Here is a 20849-nt window from a genome sequence, read left to right as displayed (position 1 = left end):
CGAAGCCGCAGGGGACGGCTGGGAATCTCGCCCACGCATGCTCCAACGGCGGGGAACCCGCAGGGGTTCCCGACCGTCTCACATGGCTTCGGCGGCCGGTCAGCCGCCGTAGACGTGGGGAGCCAGAGTGCCGACGAACGGCAGGTTCCGGTACTTCTCCGCGTAGTCCAGGCCGTACCCGACGACGAACTCGTTCGGGATCTCGAACCCGGTCCACTTCACGTCGATGGCCACCTTCGCCGCCTCCGGCTTGCGCAGCAGCGTGCAGACCTCGAGGCTCGCGGGCTCGCGGGTGCCGAGGTTGGTGAGCAGCCACGACAGCGTGAGGCCGGAGTCGATGATGTCCTCGACGATCAGGACGTGCTTGCCCTTGATGTCGGTGTCGAGGTCCTTGAGGATCCGCACGACGCCGGACGACTGGGTGCCCGCGCCGTACGAGGACACCGCCATCCAGTCCATCGTGACGGGGGTGGACAGCGCACGCGCCAGGTCCGCCATGACCATCACGGCGCCCTTGAGGACACCGACGATCAGCAGGTCCTTGCCCGCGTATTCCGCATCGATCTTCGCGGCCAGCTCGGCCAGCTTCGCGTCGATCTCTTCCTTGGTGATGAGCACCGACTGAAGGTCGGTGCCCATGTCTTTCGCGTCCACCCGCATCACTTTCGGTCGTCCCACCGGCCGCTGAAGGACTCGCGCCCCTCGTCAGCCTTGCCGGATGACCAGTCTGCCACCCTGCCGCTGAGCCACGACCTTGCCGGGGAGGTTGATCTCCCCCTGGCCGCGCCAACCGGTGATCAGACGGTCGACCTCTTCGATGTGCCGGGCGAACAGAGAACCCGCCGGGGCACCGGCCTCGATGGCCGCGCGGCGCAGTACACGGCGGCGTACGGCGGGCGGCAGCGCGTAGAGCTTGGCGCACTCCAGGAGGCCCGCGGGGTCCCGCACCAGGGCTTCGGCCTGCGCGGCCCACGTGTCCAGGGCGTCGGCGTCGTCACGGGACAACTGGGCCGTACGGGCGAGCGCCTCGACGACGCCCTTGCCGAGCGCCTTCTCCAGGGCGGGCAGCCCCTCGTGGCGCAGCCGGGAGCGCGTGTACGCCGGATCCGTGTTGTGCGGGTCGTCCCAGACGGGCAGCGACTGGGCCATGCACGCCTTGCGGGCGGTCTGGCGGTCGACGTGGAGGAAGGGCCTGCGGTAACGGCCGTCGACCCCCGAGGTCGCGGCCATTCCGGACAGGGAGCGGATGCCGGAGCCGCGGGCGAGGCCGAGCAGGACCGTCTCCGCCTGATCGTCGCGGGTGTGGCCGAGCAGGATCGCGGCGGCGCCGTGCCGGTCCGCTGCGGCGTCGAGCGCGGCGTATCTGGCGTCCCTCGCGGCGGCCTCGGGCCCGCCGTCGCGGCCGACGTGCACGGCCGCGGACTCGACGGGGTCGAGGCGCAGGGCGGTGAGCCGCGCGACGACTTCGGCGGCGCGGAGATCGGAGCCGGGCTGCAGACCGTGGTCGACCGTCACACCACCGGCGCGGATGCCGAGCTTGGGGGCCTCGAAGGCGAGGGCCGAGGCGAGCGCCATGGAGTCGGCACCGCCGGAGCAGGCGACAAGCACCAGGGGCGGGGTGCGCCGGGCGTGCGGCACCGAATGGGGGGCGCTGTGTTCGTTGAGTACGTCGTGGAGTACGCGGCGGACCGCCAGGCGTATCGCCGCGACCGCAGGATGGGGACCCATGTCCGGTTCCCTTCATGAAGTTTTCGGTGGGGGTGTGGCTCGGACTAGTCACTCAACAGCGACTCGGTGATTTCAGTCACTCAGAGTGTGTCGATCGTGACAGAGCCGAGCCATTCCCCGAGCATTGCACGCCTACCCACGGCCCACGGTCCCTCGGATGGGTGATTACAGGGGCGTTCTCCTGCCGTTGGCCGTATTTGTTTCACGACCCTGCCTTACGGTGCACCCTCCGACTTGCGGTGCACCCGCGCGACCCAGTCCGCCGGTTTGGCGATCTCCGCCTTGGTGGGGAGCGTGTTCGGAGATGTCCATACGCGATTGAATCCGTCCATACCCACCTCGTTCACCACGGCCCTGACGAACCGCTCGCCGTCGCGGTACTGGCGCAGCTTCGCGTCGAGGCCCAGGAGCTTGCGCAGCGCCAGGTCCAGGCGGGACGCGCCCTTCTGACGGCGCTCCTTGAACTTCTCCCTGATCTCGGCCACCGACGGCACCACCGCGGGCCCGACCCCGTCCATCACGAAGTCCGCGTGCCCTTCGAGCAGTGACATCACGGCGGTGAGCCGGGCGAGGATCTCGCGCTGGGCCGGGGACTGCACGAGCTCGACCAGGGAGCGGCCCCCGTCGTCGCCCTCGCCCTGCTCGCCCTCGGGGCGTGCGCCCGCCAGGGACTGGGCCGCCTCCCGGATGCGCTCCAGGAACGTCATCGGGTCGACGTCGGTCTCGGCGAGGAATGACTGGATCTCGCCCTCGAGGTGGTCACGCAGCCAGGGCACGGCCGTGAACTGCGTGCGGTGCGTCTCCTCGTGCAGGCACACCCAGAGCCTGAAGTCGTGCGGATCCACATCGAGTTCGCGCTCCACGTGCACGATGTTCGGCGCGACGAGGAGGAGTCTTCCGCCGCCGTTCGGCGCGGCCGGCAGGTCCCGCGTGGCGGGGGCGAAGGTCTCGTACTGCCCGAGGACGCGGGAGGACAGGAACGACAGCAGCATGCCGAGCTCGACGCCCGTGACCTTGCCGCCGACGGCGCCGAGGACGGCTCCGCCGGGGCCGGAGCCGCGCCGCTCCTCCATCTTGTCCAGGAGGGGCTTGAGGAGCTCCCTGAACCCCGCCACGTTCGCCCGGACCCAGCCGGGGCGGTCGACGACGAGGACGGGCGTGTCGTGCGCCTCCTCGGTGGCCATCCGCGTGAAGCCGCGGACGTGTTCCTCGGAGGCCTTGGCGTGCCGGCGCAGCTCCGAGACGATCGCCCGCGCCTCGTCCCGGGTCACCTCCGGCCCCGGCCGCACGAGTCGGGTCGCGGTCGCCACCGCGAGATTCCAGTCGACCATCCCAGAAGCACCACCGATGCTCGTCATGCGTCAACCGTACGTGCTCGGGTCCTGGTGCACAGGGGCTTGGCCCCGGACGGCGCCCCGGTTGTTCCCCTTAGGGGACACGGCCGGGACGGGCGGGGCCGGGGTGCGGGGCGGGTCAGCGGCAGCCGCAGTTCGCGACCGTCGACGCGAGGCGGTCCAGGGCCGCCTGGGCCTGTCCCGGGTTCACGGTGCCGTCCGTCATGAACGCGAAGACCAGGAGCCGCCCGTCCGCGTCGACGACCGTGCCGGCCAGCGTGTTCACCCCGGTCAGCGTGCCGGTCTTGGCCCGTACGAGACCGATGCCCGCCGCGTCGGCCTCGTCGGTGTACCGCTTGCTCAGCGTGCCCGTGAAGCCGGCGACGGGCAGTCCGGTGAGGACGGGACGCAGCCCGGGGCGCTCTCGTTCGACGGCGTGCGCGAGGACCTGGGTGAGCAGGTCGGCGGAGACCTTGTCGGCGCGGTCGAGGCCGCTGCCGTCCGCGAAGTGGCTTCCGGAGAGCGGGAGTCGGAGCTTGTCCAGCTCCTTGCGGATCGCCGCGCCCCCGCCGTCGAAGCTCGCGGCCTCGTCCGTGGCGAGCGCCACCTGGCGGGCCAGGGCCTCCGCGATGTCGTTGTCACTGTGCGTCAGCATGCGCTCGACCAGGGCCGACACGGGCGGCGACGACACCTCGGCCAGTTTCTCGGCGTCGCCCGACGCCTTGCGCGGGCCCGGCTCGCCCTTCGTCCTGATGCCGCGGTCGTGCAGCAGATCCGCGAACTTCCGCGCGGCGGCGGCGGCCGGGTCGGACTCGCGGGGCGCCGGGCCGCTCGACGAGTCGTCCATGCGCGCCTCGTCGGCCATGAGGGCGCTGACCGGCGCGATGTTCTCGTTGGGCCCGATGGGGTGCAGGGGCGGCCCCGAGTAGAGCGAGGTGTCGTACGAGAGCGTGATCTCGTCCGTGTCCCGGGCCTTGAGTTCCTTGGCGGTGGCGTCGGCGAGGGCGCGCAGGCTCGCGTTCGCCCCGGCGTCCTTGCGGGCGGTGAGCGTGGGGTCTCCGCCGCCGACGAGGACGACCTCGTGCGCCGACGAGTCGGGCTCGATGACGGTCTTCGTGTCGATGCGGTGGTCGGATCCCGGCATCGACAGGGCGGCGACCGCGGTGGCGAGCTTGGTGGTCGACGCGGGCGTCAGGGCGTCGCCGGAGCTCTTGCCGTACAGCCGCTCGCCGGTGGCCGCGTCGACGACGGCCGCGGTGCGCCGCTTGCCGAGGGCCGGGTCGTTCAGGAGAGGGTCGAGCACGTCGGCGAGCGCACCCTTGGTGGGGCCGGGGGCCGAGGCGCCCGCCGCCGTGAGGACGGCACGGGCACTCGGGGCGGCGTCCGGCTCGTCGGAGCGCCCGTCGCGGCCGTGATCTGTGCCACCCCCGGCCTCCTGGGACACAGCTCGGCGCGCCTCCGCCGTACGCTGACCGCTGGAGTCCCACGGACCGGCCGAGGCCACCGCCACGGCCGAGAGCGCCAGGCCCAGGGTGGCAGCGCCCGCCGTGAGCTGCCAGGTCTTGACCTTCGTAAGCATCTTCACTGCCTGTGAAACTGCCTGCGAAGCCTTGAGCTCGGGCACCACGGACCAGCCCCTTTCGCGATCACACACCTGCGTGAGGGACACTTAATCACCAGTCGTATGTGTTGATCATGGAGGAGCCACCGGTGGAGTTCGACGTCACGATCGAGATTCCGAAGGGTTCGCGGAACAAGTACGAGGTGGACCACGAGACCGGTCGGATCCGCCTGGACCGTCGACTCTTCACCTCGACCAGCTACCCGGCCGACTACGGATTCGTCGAGAACACGCTCGGTGAGGACGGGGACCCGCTGGACGCGCTGGTCATCCTGGAGGAGCCGACCTTCCCCGGCTGCCTCATCAAGTGCCGCGCCATCGGCATGTTCCGCATGACGGACGAGGCCGGCGGCGACGACAAGCTGCTGTGCGTCCCCGCCTCGGACCCCCGCGTGGAGCACCTGCGCGACATTCACCACGTGTCCGAGTTCGACCGCCTGGAGATCCAGCACTTCTTCGAGGTCTACAAGGACCTGGAGCCCGGCAAGTCCGTCGAGGGCGCCGACTGGGTCGGCCGCACCGAGGCCGAGGCCGAGATCGAGCGGTCCTACAAGCGCTTCAAGGACGAGGGCGGTCACTGACCTCCCCCGCCACGCACGGGCCGTCCGACTCCTCCGGGGGTGGGGCGGCCCGTTCGCGTATCTGTGCTCATACTGAGGCGTACCGGGAGGTGCGCAAGGGTCGTACGAAGGGCGAGTTGGTGACGGAGCGGGAGCCGGAGGCGGCCGAAGACCGCAAACCGCAGTCGGACGAGGCGCGCAGCGCCTTCACCCCGCCTCCCGGGGTGGTGTCGCAGACGCCGGCACCCGAGCAGGACGAATCGCAGACGACATCCGAGTTCGCCCTCCCCGACGGTCTCAGCACCCTGGCCGCCGCACCCGCCGACACCAGCGGTTCGGCCTTCACGCCCCCGCAGACCTACAGCTCCCGGCAGGCGCCGCCCGCGTTCACACCCGCGCACGGCATCCCCATGGTCAAGCTGACCAAGGAGGCGCCCTGGCAGGACCGGATGCGCACGATGCTGCGCATGCCGGTGGCCGAGCGCCCCGCGGCCGAGCCCGTGCAGAAGCACGACGACGAGGGCCCGGCCGTTCCGCGCGTCCTCGACCTGACCCTGCGTATCGGCGAGCTGCTCCTCGCGGGCGGTGAGGGCGCCGAGGACGTGGAGGCGGCGATGTTCGCCGTGTGCCGCTCCTACGGCCTCGACCGGTGCGAGCCGACGGTGACGTTCACACTGCTCTCGATCTCGTACCAGCCGTCACTGGTCGACGACCCGGTGACCGCGTCACGGACCGTGCGGCGGCGCGGCACCGACTACACGCGCCTCGCGGCCGTGTTCCAGCTGGTGTACGACATCAGCGACGAAGAGGTCGACGTCTCCCTGGAGGAGGCCTACCGGCGGCTCGCCGAGATCCGCCGCAACCGCCACCCCTACCCCGGCTGGGTGCTCTCCGCGGCCACCGGGCTCCTCGCGGGCGGCGCCTCGATCCTCGTCGGCGGTGACCTCATCGTCTTCGTCGCGGCGGCGCTCGGCGCGATCCTCGGCGACCGGCTGGCCTGGCTGTGCGCGGGCCGCGGGCTGCCGGAGTTCTACCAGTTCACCGTCGCCGCGATGCCGCCCGCCGCCATAGGGATCCTGCTGACCCTCGCGCACAACCTCGTGGACGTACGCGCCTCCGCGGTGATCACCGGTGGGCTGTTCGCGCTGCTGCCGGGGCGGGCCCTCGTGGCGGGTGTGCAGGACGGCCTGACCGGCTACTACATCACCGCGGCCGCGCGCCTGCTCGAAGTCATGTACTTCTTCGTCGGCATCGTCGTCGGCGTCCTGGTCGTGCTGTATCTCGGCGTGCAGCTGCACGCGCAGCTGAACCCGGAGGCGGCCCTTCAGGTCATCGACCGCCCCTACTGGCAGATCGCGGCCTCGATGGCGCTCTCGCTCGCCTTCGCCGTCCTGCTCCAGCAGGAACGCTCCACCGTGCTCGCGGTGACGCTGAACGGCGGTGTGGCGTGGGTCGTGTACGGGGCCATGCACGTCGTCGGCGGGATCTCGCCGGTCGCCTCGACGGCGGCGGCGGCCGGGCTCGTCGGCCTGTTCGGGCAGCTCTTCTCGCGCTACCGGTTCGCCTCCGCGCTGCCGTACGTGACGGCGGCGATCGGGCCGCTGCTGCCGGGTTCCGCGACGTACTTCGGGCTGCTGGCCATCGCGCAGAACGACGTGGACGCGGGTCTGGTGTCGCTGACGAAGGCGGCGGCTCTCGCCATGGCCATCGCGATCGGGGTGAACCTCGGGTCCGAGATCGCGCGGCTGTTCCTGCGCTCGCCCGGCGCTGCGGGGCGCCGGGCGGCGAAGCGGACCCGAGGGTTCTAGGGCACCGCGAAAGCGCCCTGGTGGTCTAGCGCTTCGCGTGGCGGCCGCGCTGGCCCTGCGGCGGCGTCTGCGGCTGGGGCATCGCCGCCTCGGCCTTCTTCGACTTGCTGCGCGCCCTCAGGAACTCGATCGCGATGGGGACCACCGAGACGAGGACGATCAGGATCAGGATCGCCTCGATGTTCTTGTGGACGAACTCGATGTTGCCCAGCCAGGAGCCGAGGAGCGTGACGCCCGCGCCCCAGAGCACGCCGCCGATGATGTTGAACGTGATGAACGAGCGGTACTTCATGCCGCTGACGCCCGCGATGATCGGCGTGAACGTGCGGACGATGGGCACGAAGCGGGCCAGGACCAGGGACTTCGGGCCGTACTTCTCGAAGAACTCGTGGGCCTTGACCACGTTCTCCTGCTTGAAGAGGCGGGAGTCCGGGCGGTTGAACAGCGAGGGGCCGACCTTCTTGCCGAACAGATAACCCGCCTGGTCACCGAGGATCGCGGCGACGCAGATCAGGCCGACGGCGCCCCACAGGGGGAAGTCCAGCGTGCCGGCGGTGATCAGCAGTCCGCAGGTGAACAGCAGGGAGTCGCCCGGCAGGAAGAAGCCGATGAGCAGGCCGGACTCCGCGAACACGATCAGGAGCAGGCCCCAGATGCCGAACGTGTTGAGCAGGTGGTCCGGGTCCAGCCAGCTTGGTCCGAGAGCAAGCGTCGTCACGGTTCCGGACTCCTGAGGGGTGGTGAAGCGAGGGCAATGGCGGTGCAAAGTTATCAACGCAGGATGACGGCACCAGGTTCCAGCGCCCCCCTCAGGATGCACTGTGCGTCAACTGTGGCAAACCTATGCGTATGGGTATCGAAGACTTCGGCGGCGGCCAGAATGCGCGGACGGATGTGCTCGTCGTCACCACGAACGACGTGCCGGGCTACCGGGTGGAGAAGGTGATCGGCGAGGTCTTCGGCCTCACCGTGCGCTCCAGGCACCTGGGCAGCCAGATCGGCGCCGGCCTCAAATCGATGATCGGCGGCGAGCTGAAGGGCCTCACCAAGACGCTGGTGGAGACCCGCAACCAGGCGATGGAGCGGCTCGTCGAGCAAGCCCGCTCCCGCGGCGCCAACGGGGTGCTGATGTTCCGCTTCGACGTCACCGAGACGGCGGACGTGGGCACCGAGGTGTGCGCGTACGGCACGGCCGTGGTGATCGCGCCGCTGTAGGGCGGCTACACGTTGCGTACGGCGTTGGCGAGGATCGCCTCCCGCAGGAAGGCGGCCACGCCCTCCCGGTCCTTGTCGAGGTTGCGCCGGTAGCGCTCGTCCGCGACGAACATCTCACCGAGAGCGGTCTGGATCTCGTAGGTGCACTCGTAGTGGAACCGGCAGATCTGCTGCCGGTGCTCCTCCGCGAGGTCCATCGCGGCCCCGGACCCGGGCTCCTCGCCCGAGTCCATGACGGCGATGAGGCGGCGCATCCAGTCGTCGTTCGCCTCCTTGATCCGCAGCCAGTCCTCCTTGGTGTAGGAGGCGGCCTTGCGCTGCGACTCGGCGTAGGCGTCGGTGTGGCCCCAGCGCTCCTGGACCTCGTCGGCGTACTGCTCGGGGTCGTGGTCGCCGAAGACCTCGAACTTCTCCTCGGGCGTGAGATCGATACCCATCTTGCGTGCCTCCATGGCGGTTCGGACGGCGGCGGCCATCTTCTGGAGCTTCCCGATCCGGGCGGTCAGCAGCTCGTACTGGCGGCGCAGATGCGCGCGCGGGTCCGCCTCCGGGTCGTCGAGAAGAGCCGCGACCTCGTCGAGGGGGAAGCCGAGCTCCCGGTAGAACAGGATCTGCTGGAGCCGGTCCAGGTCGGCGTCGCTGTAGCGCCGGTGCCCCGCGTGGCTGCGCCCGACCGGCGCGAGCAGCCCGATCTCGTCGTAGTGGTGCAACGTGCGCACCGTGACGCCGGCGAACCCGGCGACCTGCCCCACGGAGTAACTCACGGCTCCGCCCCTCTCCCTGTCGGTGTCGTTGCCGGCGTCTTTGCCGGTGCGCTTGCCGGCGCCTGTGTCGGCGCCTGTGTCGGCGCCCGTGCCCATGCCTTCTTCGGTACGGGTCCCAGCGTGCAGCCTCACGTCACGTGAGGTGCAAGCGGCATTTCTTCCGGGTGTTACGCGGCTTTCGTCCGCTTATGGTGTGCCGGTGAGTACCGACGAGCAGGCCGCGCCCCAGGAGACCACCCCGGCACGGACGTTGCTGCCGCTGGTCGCCCCCGCGCTCGTCGTGGGCGTCGCGTGCAGCCTGCTGTTCCTCGGCGTGAGCGAGTTCGCCGAGAAGCTCCAGCACGTGCTGTGGAACGACCTGCCTGACGCGCTCGGCATCGGCGGGTACTCCTCGCTCTGGATGATCGTCATGCTGACCGCGACCGGCATCCTCGTGGGCCTCGTCGTCTGGAAAGCGCCCGGTCACGCGGGCCCCGACCCAGCCACCATCGGGCTCGCGAGCGCGCCACTGCCGCCGTATCTGCTGCCCGGGCTGCTCGTCGCGACCGCGCTGATGCTGGCCGGCGGGCCCAGCCTCGGCCCCGAGAACCCGATCATCGCCGCCAACATCGCCCTCGTGTTCTGGCTCGGCGCGAAGGTCCTGCCGGTCGTACCCCCCGCGCTGTGGGTCTCGCTGGCCGAGGCGGCGACCCTCGGCGCGCTGTTCGGCACGCCCGTCGCCGCCGCCCTCGTCATCTCCGAGGCCCTCGCGGGCAGGGAGATCAGGGGCTCGCTGTGGGACGCCCTGTTCGCGCCGCTCACCGCGGCCGCCACCGGCGCGATGACCACGGCCCTCGTCGCACACCCCACCTTCGACCTCGGCCTGCCCTCCGTCCCCCGGCCGGACGGGGGCGACCTTCTCGCCTCCGTGGTGATCGCCTCCGTGGCCGCGGTCCTCGGCATGGCGGCCGTCTACGCCTTCCCCCACACGCACGCCGCGTTCGGACGCCTCAAGCACCCCATGCTGATGCTGCCCGCGGGCGGGCTCGTGCTCGGTCTGCTCGGCGCGCTCGGCGGACATCTCACGCTCTTCAAGGGCCTCGACGAGGTCGCCGAGCTGGCCCGGGACCCCGACGGCTGGTCGGCCGGCCAGTTCGCCCTGATGACGGTGGTGAAGCTGGCGGCCCTGCTGGTCGCCGCCTCCTGCGGCTTCCGCGGCGGCCGGATCTTCCCCGCGGTCTTCGTCGGGTCGGCCTTCGGCCTCCTCGCCCACGCGCTCGTGCCGGCCGTGCACCCCGCCGTCGGCGTCGCGGCGGGCGTCCTCGGCATCCTGCTCGCCATCACCCGGCAGGGCTGGATCAGCCTGTTCACCGCGGCCGTCCTCGTCTCGTCCCCGGCGATCATCGCCCTGCTGTGCATCGCCTCGCTGCCGGCCTGGCTCCTGGTCACCGGACGCCCCCAGATGCAGCTGCGCGACGACGGCACGTCCGTGCGCTGACCGGTACCGCCGACCGGCGCTGCCGAGCGGTCTCGCCGGGCGGTACACCGCACTCCTCCGTATCCTCGCGATGAGGCCACGACTCCGTATCGAGGGAGCCCGCGACGATGCCGCTGCACCACGGTCCCCATCAGCACGACGAGCGCCCGATGTCCGTCAACCCCTTCTACGGCGAGGCCAATCCGGTCGGCGGCATGACCGACGCCCCGCCCAAGCACCGGCTGCCCGACGACCCCATGCCACCCTCCACGGCGTACCAGCTGGTCCACGACGAGCTGATGCTCGACGGCAACGCACGGCTCAACCTGGCCACGTTCGTCACCACCTGGATGGAACCGCAGGCCGGCGTCCTGATGGCCGAGTGCCGCGACAAGAACATGATCGACAAGGACGAGTACCCGCGCACCGCTGAGCTGGAGCGGCGCTGCGTGTCGATGCTCGCCCAGCTGTGGAACGCGCCCGACCCGGACGGCGCCGTCGGCTGTTCGACCACCGGGTCGAGCGAGGCGTGCATGCTCGCCGGGATGGCCCTCAAGCGCCGCTGGATGAAGCGGAACGCCGACCGCTACCCGTCCAAGCACGCCCGCCCCAACCTCGTCATGGGCATCAATGTGCAGGTCTGCTGGGAGAAGTTCTGCAACTTCTGGGAGGTCGAGGCGCGCCAGGTCCCCATGGACGGCGACCGCTTCCACATCGACCCGCAGGCCGCCGCCGAGCTGTGCGACGAGAACACCATCGGCGTCGTGGGCATCCTCGGCTCGACATTCGACGGCTCGTACGAGCCGATCCAGGAGCTGTGCGCCGCCCTCGACACCCTCCAGGAGAAGACCGGCCTCGACATCCCCGTCCATGTCGACGGCGCCTCCGGGGGCATGATCGCGCCCTTCATCGACCCCGACTTGGTCTGGGACTTCCGCCTGCCGCGGGTGTCGTCCATCAACACGTCGGGCCACAAGTACGGCCTCGTCTACCCCGGCGTCGGCTGGGCCCTGTGGCGCACGGCGGACGACCTGCCGGAGGATCTGGTCTTCCGGGTCAACTACCTGGGCGGCGACATGCCGACCTTCGCCCTCAACTTCTCCCGTCCCGGCGCGCAGGTCGTCGCGCAGTACTACACGTTCCTGCGCCTGGGCCGCGAGGGCTACCGCGCGGTCCAGCAGTCGACCCGGAACGTCGCCCGTGGCCTCGCCGAACGCATCGAGGCCCTCGGCGACTTCCAGCTCATCACGCGCGGCGACCAACTGCCCGTCGTCACGTTCACGACAGCACCCGAGGTGAAGGCGTACGACGTCTTCGACGTGTCGCGCCGCCTGCGCGAATTCGGCTGGCTCGTGCCCGCGTACACTTTCCCCGCGCACCGCCAGGACCTGGCGGTGCTGCGGCTGGTGTGCCGCAACGGCTTCTCGGCGGACCTGGCCGCGCTCTTCCTCGCCGACCTCGACCGGCTGCTGCCCGGACTGCGCCAGCAGGCCCACCCGTTGACCCGGGACAAGGACGCGGCGACCAGCTTCCACCACTGACACCGTTCACGGGCCCCATCCGCTGAGCCGTGTTCGCTGAGCCGTGTTCGCTGGGCGCCGCACAGGCCGATCCCTACTTGCTGAGCGCCGCGAACTTCCGTACCGCCAGCGGGAAGAACACAGCGAGCAGCGCGAGCGGCCAGAGCACCGCGGCCCACAGGTGCCCCGGCTCCCCGCCGGGGCCGCCGACCAGGTCCCGTACGGCCGTCGCCGTGTGCGACATCGGGTTCCACTCGACGACCGTGCCCAGCCAGCCGGGCATCGAGCCGGGCTCGGCGAGCGCGTTGGACAGGAATCCGACCGGCCAGACCAGGATCTGCACGGCCTGCACCAGCTCCGGCTTGCCCGCCACCATCGCGAGGTGGATGCCGATCCACAGCATCGCGAACCGGAAGAGGAGCAGCAGGCCGAGCGCGCCCAGGAGGGCCCCGGTCGAACCGTGCGGACGCCAGCCGATCGCGTAACCGACGCCGGCCATCACGGCGAGCGCGGCGGCCGACTGCAGCATGTCGGCGGCCGAACGGCCCACCAGCACCGCTCCGTTGACCATCGGCATCGACCTGAACCGGTCGATCACGCCCTTGTTGAGATCCTGCGTCACCGCCAGCATCGTCGCTTCGAGCCCGAATGCCATCGTGAGCGCGAGCATGCCCGGCACCAGATAGTCGACGTACTCGCCCTGGACACCCTTGCCGCCGCCGATCAGGAAGCCGAACATCAGCAGCAGCATCACCGGGAAGACGAGACCCACCACGATCTGCGTCGGCTGCCGCGCCCAGTGCGCGAGCTCGCGCCGCGTCATGGTCCAGGAGTCGGCGACGGCCCAGCCCATCGGCGTACTCATGCGGTCACCTCCGACCGGTCCGCCACGTGCCCACGCTCCGCCGTGTCCTTCTGTCCCGGTCCCGTCAGATGCAGGAACACCTCGTCCAGGGTCGGCCTGCGCACCGCGATGTCCTCCGCCTCCACACCCGCGTCCTGAAGCGCGCGCACGGCCTCGGTCAGCGCGGCCATACGGTCGGCGACGGGCGCGCTGACCAGCCGGCGGTCCGCGTCGACCGTGGCACCGTCCGGCAACAGCCGTGCCACCACGTCCAGTTGGGCACCGTCCCGCACGACGACGTCGATCCGGTCACCACCGAGCCGCGCCTTCAGCTCGTCGGCCGTCCCCTCGGCGACGACCCGACCCCGGTCCACGACCGAGATGCGGTCGGCGAGCTGGTCGGCCTCCTCCAGATACTGCGTCGTGAGCAGCACCGTCGTACCGCCCCCGACCAGCGAGCGCACCGCGCCCCACACCTCGGCGCGCCCACGCGGATCGAGGCCCGTCGTCGGCTCGTCCAGGAAGAGCACCTCGGGGTCCGTGATGAGCGAGGCGGCCAGGTCGAGCCGGCGCCGCATGCCCCCGCTGTACTGCCCGACCGCCTTGCGCCCGGTCTCAGCGAGGCCGAAGCGCTCGAGCAGTTCGCCGGCCCGCTCCCGCGCGCGCCGGGCGCCCAGGTGGTGGAGGCGTCCGAACATCTCCAGGTTCTGCCGTCCGCCGAGCTCCTCGTCCACCGCCGCGTGCTGACCGAGGAGCCCGATGCGGCGCCGCACCTCGCCCGCCTGCCGCCGCACGTCGTACCCCGCCACCTCGACCCGGCCCTCGTCGGCCCGCAGCAGCGTCGTCATGGTGCGGACGGCCGTCGTCTTGCCCGCGCCGTTCGGCCCGAGCAGCCCGTGGACGGTGCCGCGGGCGACCCCGAGGTCGAGCCCGTCCAGCGCCCACCTGTCCCCGTACCGCTTCCGTACGCCCTCGACGATGATCGCGTCGGCCATCCGTCTCCTCCCACCGAGAACCCCCAGTAATCAAACTTGACTACGCCGGGAAAGGTATCCCCGCCCTCCTCATTAGTCAAACTTGATTAACGCGGATCCCCTGGATGCGGCTCACCCGTGGCGTAGGGGTTCTCCTGCCCCTCGGCGAGGACCCCGACAAAGGGCTCGCCCTCCCCCGCGAACGTGTACGCACCGGCCTCGATCCGGCCGATCAGCCCCCGCGTCCACTCCGCGCCCGCGTCGGCCGAGTGCACCCAGAAATTCATGATCTCGCCGATGTGGCCGAGCCGTTCGGGCCCGTCCTCGGGGGTGTAGTACTCCGTGACCGCGCGCCGCCACTCCTCGATGCCGTCCACGCGCCGGCGCAGCAGCTCCACCGCCTCCTGCCGCGGCAGATCGACGATGAAGCCGAGCGCGGCAGAGAGGATGTCCGGCTTCTGGTCGTACGCCACGAGCGCCTCCCGCAGCAGCGTGAGGAACTCCTCGGTGCCCTTGTCCGTGATCTCGTACTCGGTGCGCGGCGGGCCGCCGGCCGTGGAGGGCGCGATCTCGTGCGCGACGAGGAATCCCTGCTTCGCCATCTGCTTGAGCGCGTGATAGATCGACCCGGGCTTGGCGTTCGACCACTCGTGCGCGCCCCAGTACTCGAGGTCGTTGCGCACCTGGTAGCCATGCGCGCGGCCGTGCTGGCGTACGGCCCCGAGGACCAGGAGGCGGATCGCTGACATGAGCCCCAGCGTAGGACGTCACTCCCGCGCCATCTCCACCAGCTCGTCCGCCGTCTTCCCGTCCAGGGACTCACGGATGATGTCCGCGTGCCCCGCGTGCCGGGCCGCCTCCCGGATCAGATGGAGCAGCATCCACCGCACGGACACCTCTTCCTCGTCCGGCGACCAGTGATGGCGGGGCAGCGGAAACGTGTCGTCGAGGCTCGGCACCGACCGGACGAACTCCTCGGTGGCCAGCGCCACCTTGTCCCAGTAGGCGAGCGCCGACTCGACGGACTCGTCGCCCACGAGCCGGAAGCTGTCGGCCCAGTTCGCCGCGGTGCGCTGCAGGTCGGGCGCGACCTGCCGAGCCCGCGCCACCCAGCCCTGCTCGGTCTCCGCAACATGCTTGACCAGCCCGGACAGCGACAGGGCGCTGGCGCTCGGCGTCGCCGCGGCCTGCTCGTCGGTCAGCCCAAACACGGCCCGACGGACGGCGGCGCGCTGCCCGGCGAGAAAGATCAGGAGCGTGCCGCGCTCGTCGCCGCGGATCTCCGCGTTCCCCTGAGTCGCCATCGTGGGCCGCCTTCCATCGGTTCCGCAGTCTCTGTACGGATGAAGGTAGAAGGAATCGCGGTCGACTTCTGCCCCCCCCGAGCGGCACCATCCGGGAACGCGTCACGTAGGAATTCTCCTACCTTTGACGCGTAGGGAAATTCCTACCTATAGTCGCGGCATGAGCAGCCACACGAACATCACCCACGCCTCCTTCATCACCCTCCCCGTCGCCGACCAGGACCGCGCCCTGCGCTTCTACGTCGACGTACTCGGCTTCGAAGTCACCGCCGACCGCGAGATGCCGCCGGGCCGCTGGCTCCAGGTCGCACCCGCCGGCGCGCAGACCGTCTTCACGCTGGCCGGCCCGGGCATGGGGGACTTCACCCCGGGTTCCGCTCGGGGGATCATGTTGGTGACGTCCGACGTCGACGCCGACTGCGCGAGGCTCACCGCTGCCGGAGCCGAGGTCACCGGCCCCGACGACGTGCCGTGGGGGCGCATGGCCTCCTTCAGCGACCCGGACGGCAACGCACTGATGCTCATCACGGAGAAGGAAGGCTTCTGACACCGATGGCGACCACGAGCGCGACCGACACCGCCGGCCAGGACCGGCTGTTCGCCGCGCTCGCCAACGGGACACGACGCGAGGTGCTCCGCCTCCTCAGGGACGAGGGCCCACAGCCCGTCCAGGCCCTGGCCGACCACTTCGCGATGCGCCGGCCCAGCCTCTCGGAGCACCTCAAGGTGCTGCGCGAGGCCGGTCTCGTATCGGAGGAACGCGCGGGACGGCAGCGCATCTACCGACTGGAGGCCGCCCCCCTGGCCGAGGTGCAGGACTGGCTCCATCCGTACGAGCGGTTCTGGCGCGGCCGGCTGAAGGGGCTCGCCGAACTCCTCGACCGCATGCCCGACGATGACGGGTCATGAGCCTCACGAGCATCACCGTCGACCAGTTCCTCCCCCACCCGCCCGCCAAGGTCTGGCGCGCCCTCACCGAACCCGAGCTGATCGCCCAGTGGCTGATGCCGGGCAGTGAGGACTTCCGCCTCGAGGTGGGCCACCGGTACGTGATGACGACCGTGCCGCGGCCCAACACCGGCTTCTCCGGCACCGTCGACGTCGAGGTCCTCGCGTACGAGGAGGAGCGGACGCTCAGAGTCCGGTGGCAGGACCGGGATCCGGCCAATTCTGCGGACTGGACCATTACGTGGAACCTGGAGCCAGAAGGCCGTGGCACGCGTCTCTTCCTAGTGCACGACGGATTCGATCCGGACGATCCGGCACAGATGATGGCGCGGAAGATCATGGACGGGGGCTGGCGTTCGCATGTCATGCGGGCGCTGGGGAACACGCTCGAAGAGCTGTAACCGTGGGGACACCCCCCGTGCACGTGCATCTGCCCATGCATCGGCATGTGAACGCAGCTATGATCCAGGACAGTTGACCACTACACCTGACTCGCTGGCCACATGAGCCTCATAGGCCACAGCACGACCGGGGAGCGACTGTGCACCACGTGTACAACGGCATGGCGGCCACGGAGCTTCACGGTGTGGTCTGGCAGAAGAGCAGGCACAGCAACTCGCAGGGCTCCTGCGTGGAGTTCGCGAAATTGCCGGGGGGACGGGTGGCGATGCGCAACTCGAACTTCCCGGAGGGCCCGGCCCTCGTGTACACGCCCGCCGAGATCGAGGCGATGCTGCTGGGCGTCAAGGACGGGGAGTTCGACCACCTGATAGCTGACGGGTGACAGTTGCCGGGTGGCACTCGTGACAGTTGCCGGATGAAACCCGTGACAGTCGCCAGGTGAACCTGACGGATGACAACTGACGAGTGACAACTGGCAGATGACAGATGACAGATGACGATAACTGTCATCTGACCATCGCCAGGTGGCAGGTGGCAGGTGGCAGGTGGCAGATGGCAGGTGGCAGATGGCAGATAACGGTCCGCGGCCGTAAATCGTCAGCCATCCGTCACCAGCGTCAGTCGCCAGTCACCAACTCTCCAATGGCGTCGGCCAGTTGTCGGCTCTCACAGCCGGAACAGCGCCCACACCACTTTCCCGTTCAGCGTGCCGGCCAGCGGATGCCAGCCCCAGCTGTCGCTGAACGAGTCGACCAGGAACAGGCCACGGCCCGATTCGGCGTTGAAGTCGTCCTCCGCCTCACGGGCGACGGGGCTCTCGTCGCTGGGATCGCGCACCGCGCACACCAGGCGTGAGGTCCAGCGCATCAGATGCAGCCGCACCGGCGGGTCCTGCGCACGCGGGGTGTCCGAGGGCAGTGCGTGCCGCAGAGCGTTGGTGACGAGTTCGGAGACCACGAGACAGACGTCGTCGAATCTCTCCGCCACGTCCCAGCCGTCGAGCGTCCCGCGCGTGAAATTACGGGCGCTGCCCACCGCTTCGTACCGTGCGGGAAGCGCGCAGGAGGCGGAGCTGGAGACGGCTGAAGGGTCGAGTGGCGGAAGCCCCTGCCTTAACGGCTCGAGCATGGCCGGTCCATTCGTCCCCATCCGAGGCACTCCCGGGATTCGCGGTACATAGCGAGTGGAGCGGTGGTGCGTGGGCCATCGTTCCGAATGCGTACAGCAGATGCAAGGGCAGATGCACGTGCACGCGCCCGGCCTGTCCCCTGACGTACCACTTGTTGCTCATTTCTTCCCACGACTTCTTGTGGAGACCTTTCGCAACCTTTCTGTTTCTGTAACCGAACGAGTACGGGCCGGAGCGTTTTAATGGCAGACTTCGGCTGCTGGAGCGATCGGGAGGGTGGAGCGACGTGAGTGCGGGAGAGTCGAGCGGCTCGGTGGTGCGACGCATCCTGCTGGGCTCGCAACTGAGGCGCCTGCGCGAATCACGTGGCATCACCCGGGAAGCGGCCGGCTACTCGATCCGCGCATCCGAATCGAAGATCAGCCGCATGGAGTTGGGACGGGTGAGCTTCAAGGCCAGGGACGTCGAGGACCTGCTGACCCTGTACGGAGTCGCCGACGAGGCGGAGCGCGGCGCGCTCCTCTCCCTCGTCAAGGAGGCCAACGTCGCGGGCTGGTGGCACACGTACTCGGACGTCCTGCCCGGCTGGTTCCCCACCTATGTAGGCCTGGAGGGCGCCGCGTCGCTCATCCGCGCGTACGAGGTGCAGTTCGTGCACGGGCTGCTGCAGACCGAGGGGTACGCGCATGCGGTCGTCGCCCGGGGCATGAAGGACGCACCGAAGGCGGACATCGACCGTCGTGTGGCGCTGCGCCTCGAGCGGCAGAAGCTCCTCGTCTCCGAGCACGCCCCCGAGTTCCACGTGGTGCTCGACGAGGCCGCACTGCAACGCCCGTACGGTGGACCGAAGGTGATGCAGGGTCAGCTCCAGCATCTGATCGACATCTCCGAGCGGCCCAACGTCACGCTTCAGGTCATGCCGTTCGGCTTCGGTGGCCACTCGGGTGAGACCGGCGCCTTCGCGATGCTCAGCTTCCCGGAGTCCGACCTCTCGGACATCGTCTACATGGAGCAGCTCACCAGCGCCCTGTACCTCGACAAGCGCGAGGACGTCACGCAGTACGCGCGGGCGATGGAGCAGCTTCAGGCGGAGTGCCCGACGCCCGCGGAGAGCGTGGACATCATCCGAGGCCTGCTGGCGAAGGCCGCCTGACCAGCCCTGCTGACCAGCCCTGTTGACCAGTCCTGCTAACCAACACCCGCCGACCAACAGCTGCTGGTCAACACCCGCCGGTCAGTGCCCACCGGTCAGTGCCCGCCGGTTAACGGCCACTGCCCAAGGCTGGCCGAGAACCGATCCTTCCGGCCCTGTTCCCGATCGACGGCGATCGGCCGGGCGTCTCAACCAGGCCACAACTCGACTGGTACAGACGTAAGATGACGATCCATTAGGTGTCTGCCGGCAGCAGCAAGGGATCTCATGTCCTACTTCACCGAACTGGCCCAGCAATACATCGACGGTTCATGGCGTCCCGGCCGCGGGGCGTGGGACATCATCGACTTCAACCCGTACAACGGCGAGAAGCTGGCCTCCATCACCGTGGCGTCGGCCGACGAGGTCGACGAGGCCTACCGGGCGGCGGAGCGGGCGCAGAAGAGCTGGGCGGACACCAACGCGTACACGCGACGCCTGGTCTTCGAGCGGGCGCTGCGCCTGGTCGAGGAGCGCGAGGGCGAGATATCCGACGCGATCGTCGACGAGCTCGGCGGTACGCGGCTGAAGGCCGGGTTCGAGCTGCATCTCGCCAAGGAGTTCCTGCGCGAGGCGATCCAGCTGGCGCTGCGCCCGCAGGGGCGGGTCATCCCGTCGCCCGTCGACGGCAAGGAGAACCGGGTCTACCGCGTTCCCGTCGGCGTCGTGGGCGTCATCAGCCCCTTCAACTTCCCGTTCCTGCTGTCGCTGAAGTCGGTCGCGCCCGCGCTGGCCCTCGGCAACGGCGTGGTCCTCAAGCCGCACCAGAACACTCCGATCTGCGGTGGTTCCCTGGTCGCGAAGATCTTCGAGGACGCGGGCCTGCCGGCCGGTCTGCTCAACGTCGTCATCACCGACATCGCCGAGATAGGCGACGCGCTCCTCACCCACCCCGTGCCGAAGGTCATCTCCTTCACCGGCTCCGACGCGGTGGGCCAGCACGTCGCGACGGTGTGCGCCTCGCAGTTCAAGCACGCCGTCCTGGAGCTGGGCGGCAACAGCGCACTGACCGTGCTCGACGACGCGGACGTCGACTACGCCGTCGACGCGGCGGTCTTCAGCCGGTACGTGCACCAGGGCCAGGTCTGCATGGCCGCCAACCGGATCCTGGTGGACCGCAAGGTGGAGAAGGAGTTCACCGAGAAGTTCGTCGCCAAGGTCAGGTCCCTCAAGGTGGGCGACCCCCGCGACCCGTCGACCGTCATCGGTCCGGTCATCAACTCCAATCAGGCGGAAGCCGTTTCGGGCGTCGTCGACCAGGCGCTCGCCGAGGGTGCGACCGCGCTGCTGCACGGCAAGACCGTCGGCAATCTGGTCGAGCCGAGCGTCCTGACGGGCCTGCCGGCCGACTCCCCGGTGCTGCGGCAGGAGATCTTCGGTCCGGTCGCGCTCCTCATCCCCTTCGACGGGGACGAGGAGGCGGTGGCCGTCGCGAACGACACCCCTTACGGGCTGAGCGGAGCCGTGCACACGCGGGACGTGGAGCGGGGCGTCGCGTTCGCGCGGCGCATCGACACCGGGATGATCCACGTCAACGACGGGACGGTGCACGACGAGCCGCTCGTCGCGTTCGGCGGCGAGAAGCGGTCCGGGCTCGGCCGGCTGAACGGTGAGGCGACCGTCGAGGCGTTCACCACGCAGAAGTGGATCTCCGTGCAGCACGGCCGGAGCCAGTTCCCGTTCTGACGCCCCCGCTCGCGTTCGGACCCCCACGGGTCCGTGGCGAGCCGTTCCTCGGCGGCGGCCAGGCACGCTTGCGCGTGCGGGCCGCCGCCGATCTCTGTGGGCAGCCGGGTCAGCGGTCGCGCTGCTTCCCGAAGCGCCGCTCGAAGCGCTCCACACGCCCGGCGGTGTCGAGGACGCGCGCGTTGCCCGTGTAGAAGGGGTGGCTCACGTTCGAGATCTCGACGTCGATGACGGGGTAGGTGTGGCCGTCCTCCCACTCGACGGTCTTGTCACTGGTGGCGGTCGAGCAGGTCAGGAAGGCGTGGTTCGCGGCACGGTCACGGAAGACGACCGGGCCGTAGGCGGGGTGGATGTCCTTGCGCAC

22 protein-coding genes and 1 pseudogene are annotated in these 20849 nt (G+C 69.8%); 11 read left to right on the top strand and 12 right to left on the bottom strand.

The window, feature by feature from the left end; translation table 11 throughout:
• Window positions 1-99: 99 nt before the first annotated feature.
• The 4 genes from hpt to dacB form a co-directional block, all read right to left on the bottom strand.
• Window positions 100-660: a hypoxanthine phosphoribosyltransferase gene (gene hpt, locus LGI35_RS25065; RefSeq protein WP_116511523.1), complete on the bottom strand. Its 561-nt coding sequence runs from the start codon at window positions 658-660 to the stop codon at window positions 100-102.
• A gap of 45 nt (window positions 661-705) precedes the next feature.
• Window positions 706-1728 (bottom strand): tRNA lysidine(34) synthetase TilS, encoded by a 1023-nt coding sequence (gene tilS / locus LGI35_RS25060; protein ID WP_227296593.1) that lies wholly within the window; start codon window positions 1726-1728, stop codon window positions 706-708.
• A gap of 215 nt (window positions 1729-1943) precedes the next feature.
• Window positions 1944-3086 carry a zinc-dependent metalloprotease gene (locus tag LGI35_RS25055; protein WP_227296592.1) on the bottom strand — a complete coding sequence of 381 codons (1143 nt, stop codon included), beginning with the start codon at window positions 3084-3086 and terminating at the stop codon, window positions 1944-1946.
• A 115-nt stretch (window positions 3087-3201) separates the two neighbouring features.
• Window positions 3202-4641, bottom strand: a complete 1440-nt coding sequence (gene dacB / locus LGI35_RS25050; RefSeq protein WP_227296591.1) for a D-alanyl-D-alanine carboxypeptidase/D-alanyl-D-alanine endopeptidase — start codon at window positions 4639-4641, stop codon at window positions 3202-3204.
• 131 nt (window positions 4642-4772) lie between these two features.
• On the opposite strand from dacB, the gene LGI35_RS25045 reads away from it, so the two are divergent.
• Window positions 4773-5264, top strand: a complete 492-nt coding sequence (locus LGI35_RS25045; protein WP_100597700.1) for an inorganic diphosphatase — start codon at window positions 4773-4775, stop codon at window positions 5262-5264.
• 89 nt (window positions 5265-5353) lie between these two features.
• A complete protein-coding gene (locus tag LGI35_RS25040) occupies window positions 5354-7051 on the top strand; it encodes a threonine/serine exporter family protein (protein WP_376220744.1) in 1698 nt (565 codons plus the stop codon).
• 49 nt (window positions 7052-7100) lie between these two features.
• Here LGI35_RS25040 and LGI35_RS25035 read toward each other — a convergent pair.
• Window positions 7101-7769 (bottom strand): annotated as a pseudogene (locus LGI35_RS25035) (DedA family protein); the annotation flags it as partial.
• A gap of 131 nt (window positions 7770-7900) precedes the next feature.
• Here LGI35_RS25035 and LGI35_RS25030 point away from each other — a divergent pair.
• A complete protein-coding gene (locus tag LGI35_RS25030) occupies window positions 7901-8266 on the top strand; it encodes a YbjQ family protein (protein WP_227296590.1) in 366 nt (121 codons plus the stop codon).
• A gap of 5 nt (window positions 8267-8271) precedes the next feature.
• Here LGI35_RS25030 and LGI35_RS25025 read toward each other — a convergent pair whose 3' ends face one another.
• Complete coding sequence (locus tag LGI35_RS25025; protein WP_227300489.1) at window positions 8272-9030, bottom strand: MerR family transcriptional regulator; 759 nt, start codon at window positions 9028-9030, stop codon at window positions 8272-8274.
• Window positions 9031-9229: 199 nt separating this feature from the next.
• On the opposite strand from LGI35_RS25025, the gene LGI35_RS25020 reads away from it, so the two are divergent.
• Window positions 9230-10507 (top strand): ion channel protein, encoded by a 1278-nt coding sequence (locus LGI35_RS25020; protein WP_423835718.1) that lies wholly within the window; start codon window positions 9230-9232, stop codon window positions 10505-10507.
• Between the two features lie 107 nt (window positions 10508-10614).
• Window positions 10615-12027, top strand: a complete 1413-nt coding sequence (gene gad, locus LGI35_RS25015; RefSeq protein WP_227296588.1) for a glutamate decarboxylase — start codon at window positions 10615-10617, stop codon at window positions 12025-12027.
• A 73-nt stretch (window positions 12028-12100) separates the two neighbouring features.
• Here the strand turns inward: gad and LGI35_RS25010 are convergent, their stop codons facing one another.
• The 4 genes from LGI35_RS25010 to LGI35_RS24995 all read right to left on the bottom strand — a co-directional run bounded on the left by LGI35_RS25010 (window position 12101) and on the right by LGI35_RS24995 (window position 15128).
• A complete protein-coding gene (locus LGI35_RS25010) occupies window positions 12101-12871 on the bottom strand; it encodes an ABC transporter permease (protein ID WP_227296587.1) in 771 nt (256 codons plus the stop codon).
• Window positions 12868-13845, bottom strand: coding sequence for an ATP-binding cassette domain-containing protein (locus tag LGI35_RS25005; RefSeq protein ID WP_227296586.1), 978 nt, complete (start codon window positions 13843-13845; stop codon window positions 12868-12870). The genes LGI35_RS25010 and LGI35_RS25005 overlap by 4 nt, the downstream gene beginning before the upstream one ends.
• An 86-nt stretch (window positions 13846-13931) precedes the next feature.
• Window positions 13932-14573, bottom strand: coding sequence for a PadR family transcriptional regulator (locus tag LGI35_RS25000; protein WP_227296585.1), 642 nt, complete (start codon window positions 14571-14573; stop codon window positions 13932-13934).
• A gap of 18 nt (window positions 14574-14591) precedes the next feature.
• The gene (locus LGI35_RS24995; protein WP_227296584.1) at window positions 14592-15128 is read right to left on the bottom strand and encodes a DinB family protein; all 537 of its coding nucleotides are present in this window, start codon (window positions 15126-15128) and stop codon (window positions 14592-14594) included.
• 160 nt (window positions 15129-15288) lie between these two features.
• Here LGI35_RS24995 and LGI35_RS24990 point away from each other — a divergent pair, with 160 nt between their 5' ends.
• The 4 genes from LGI35_RS24990 (at window position 15289) to LGI35_RS24975 (ending at window position 16860) form a co-directional block, all read left to right on the top strand.
• The gene (locus LGI35_RS24990; protein ID WP_227296583.1) at window positions 15289-15675 is read left to right on the top strand and encodes a glyoxalase superfamily protein; all 387 of its coding nucleotides are present in this window, start codon (window positions 15289-15291) and stop codon (window positions 15673-15675) included.
• Window positions 15676-15680: 5 nt separating this feature from the next.
• Window positions 15681-16037 carry an ArsR/SmtB family transcription factor gene (locus tag LGI35_RS24985; protein ID WP_227296582.1) on the top strand — a complete coding sequence of 119 codons (357 nt, stop codon included), beginning with the start codon at window positions 15681-15683 and terminating at the stop codon, window positions 16035-16037.
• A complete protein-coding gene (locus tag LGI35_RS24980; RefSeq protein ID WP_227296581.1) occupies window positions 16034-16477 on the top strand; it encodes an SRPBCC family protein in 444 nt (147 codons plus the stop codon). Before LGI35_RS24985 ends, LGI35_RS24980 begins: the two co-directional genes overlap by 4 nt.
• A gap of 140 nt (window positions 16478-16617) precedes the next feature.
• Window positions 16618-16860, top strand: coding sequence for a DUF397 domain-containing protein (locus LGI35_RS24975; protein ID WP_100597687.1), 243 nt, complete (start codon window positions 16618-16620; stop codon window positions 16858-16860).
• A 284-nt stretch (window positions 16861-17144) separates the two neighbouring features.
• Here the strand turns inward: LGI35_RS24975 and LGI35_RS24970 are convergent, their stop codons facing one another.
• Window positions 17145-17627 carry an ATP-binding protein gene (locus tag LGI35_RS24970; RefSeq protein ID WP_227296580.1) on the bottom strand — a complete coding sequence of 161 codons (483 nt, stop codon included), beginning with the start codon at window positions 17625-17627 and terminating at the stop codon, window positions 17145-17147.
• Between the two features lie 266 nt (window positions 17628-17893).
• On the opposite strand from LGI35_RS24970, the gene LGI35_RS24965 reads away from it, so the two are divergent.
• Window positions 17894-18760, top strand: a complete 867-nt coding sequence (locus tag LGI35_RS24965; RefSeq protein ID WP_227296579.1) for a helix-turn-helix domain-containing protein — start codon at window positions 17894-17896, stop codon at window positions 18758-18760.
• 267 nt (window positions 18761-19027) lie between these two features.
• Window positions 19028-20485 (top strand): aldehyde dehydrogenase family protein, encoded by a 1458-nt coding sequence (locus tag LGI35_RS24960; RefSeq protein WP_227296578.1) that lies wholly within the window; start codon window positions 19028-19030, stop codon window positions 20483-20485.
• A 109-nt stretch (window positions 20486-20594) separates the two neighbouring features.
• Here the strand turns inward: LGI35_RS24960 and LGI35_RS24955 are convergent, their stop codons facing one another.
• Window positions 20595-20849: a type B 50S ribosomal protein L31 gene (locus LGI35_RS24955; RefSeq protein WP_227296577.1), complete on the bottom strand. Its 255-nt coding sequence runs from the start codon at window positions 20847-20849 to the stop codon at window positions 20595-20597.

Origin of the sequence: Streptomyces longhuiensis (assembly GCF_020616555.1) — a bacterium.
Classification (GTDB): Bacteria; Actinomycetota; Actinomycetes; order Streptomycetales; family Streptomycetaceae; genus Streptomyces; species Streptomyces longhuiensis.
Note: the sequence above shows the minus strand (reverse complement) of the source record. Positions and strands in the feature narration are given on the sequence as shown.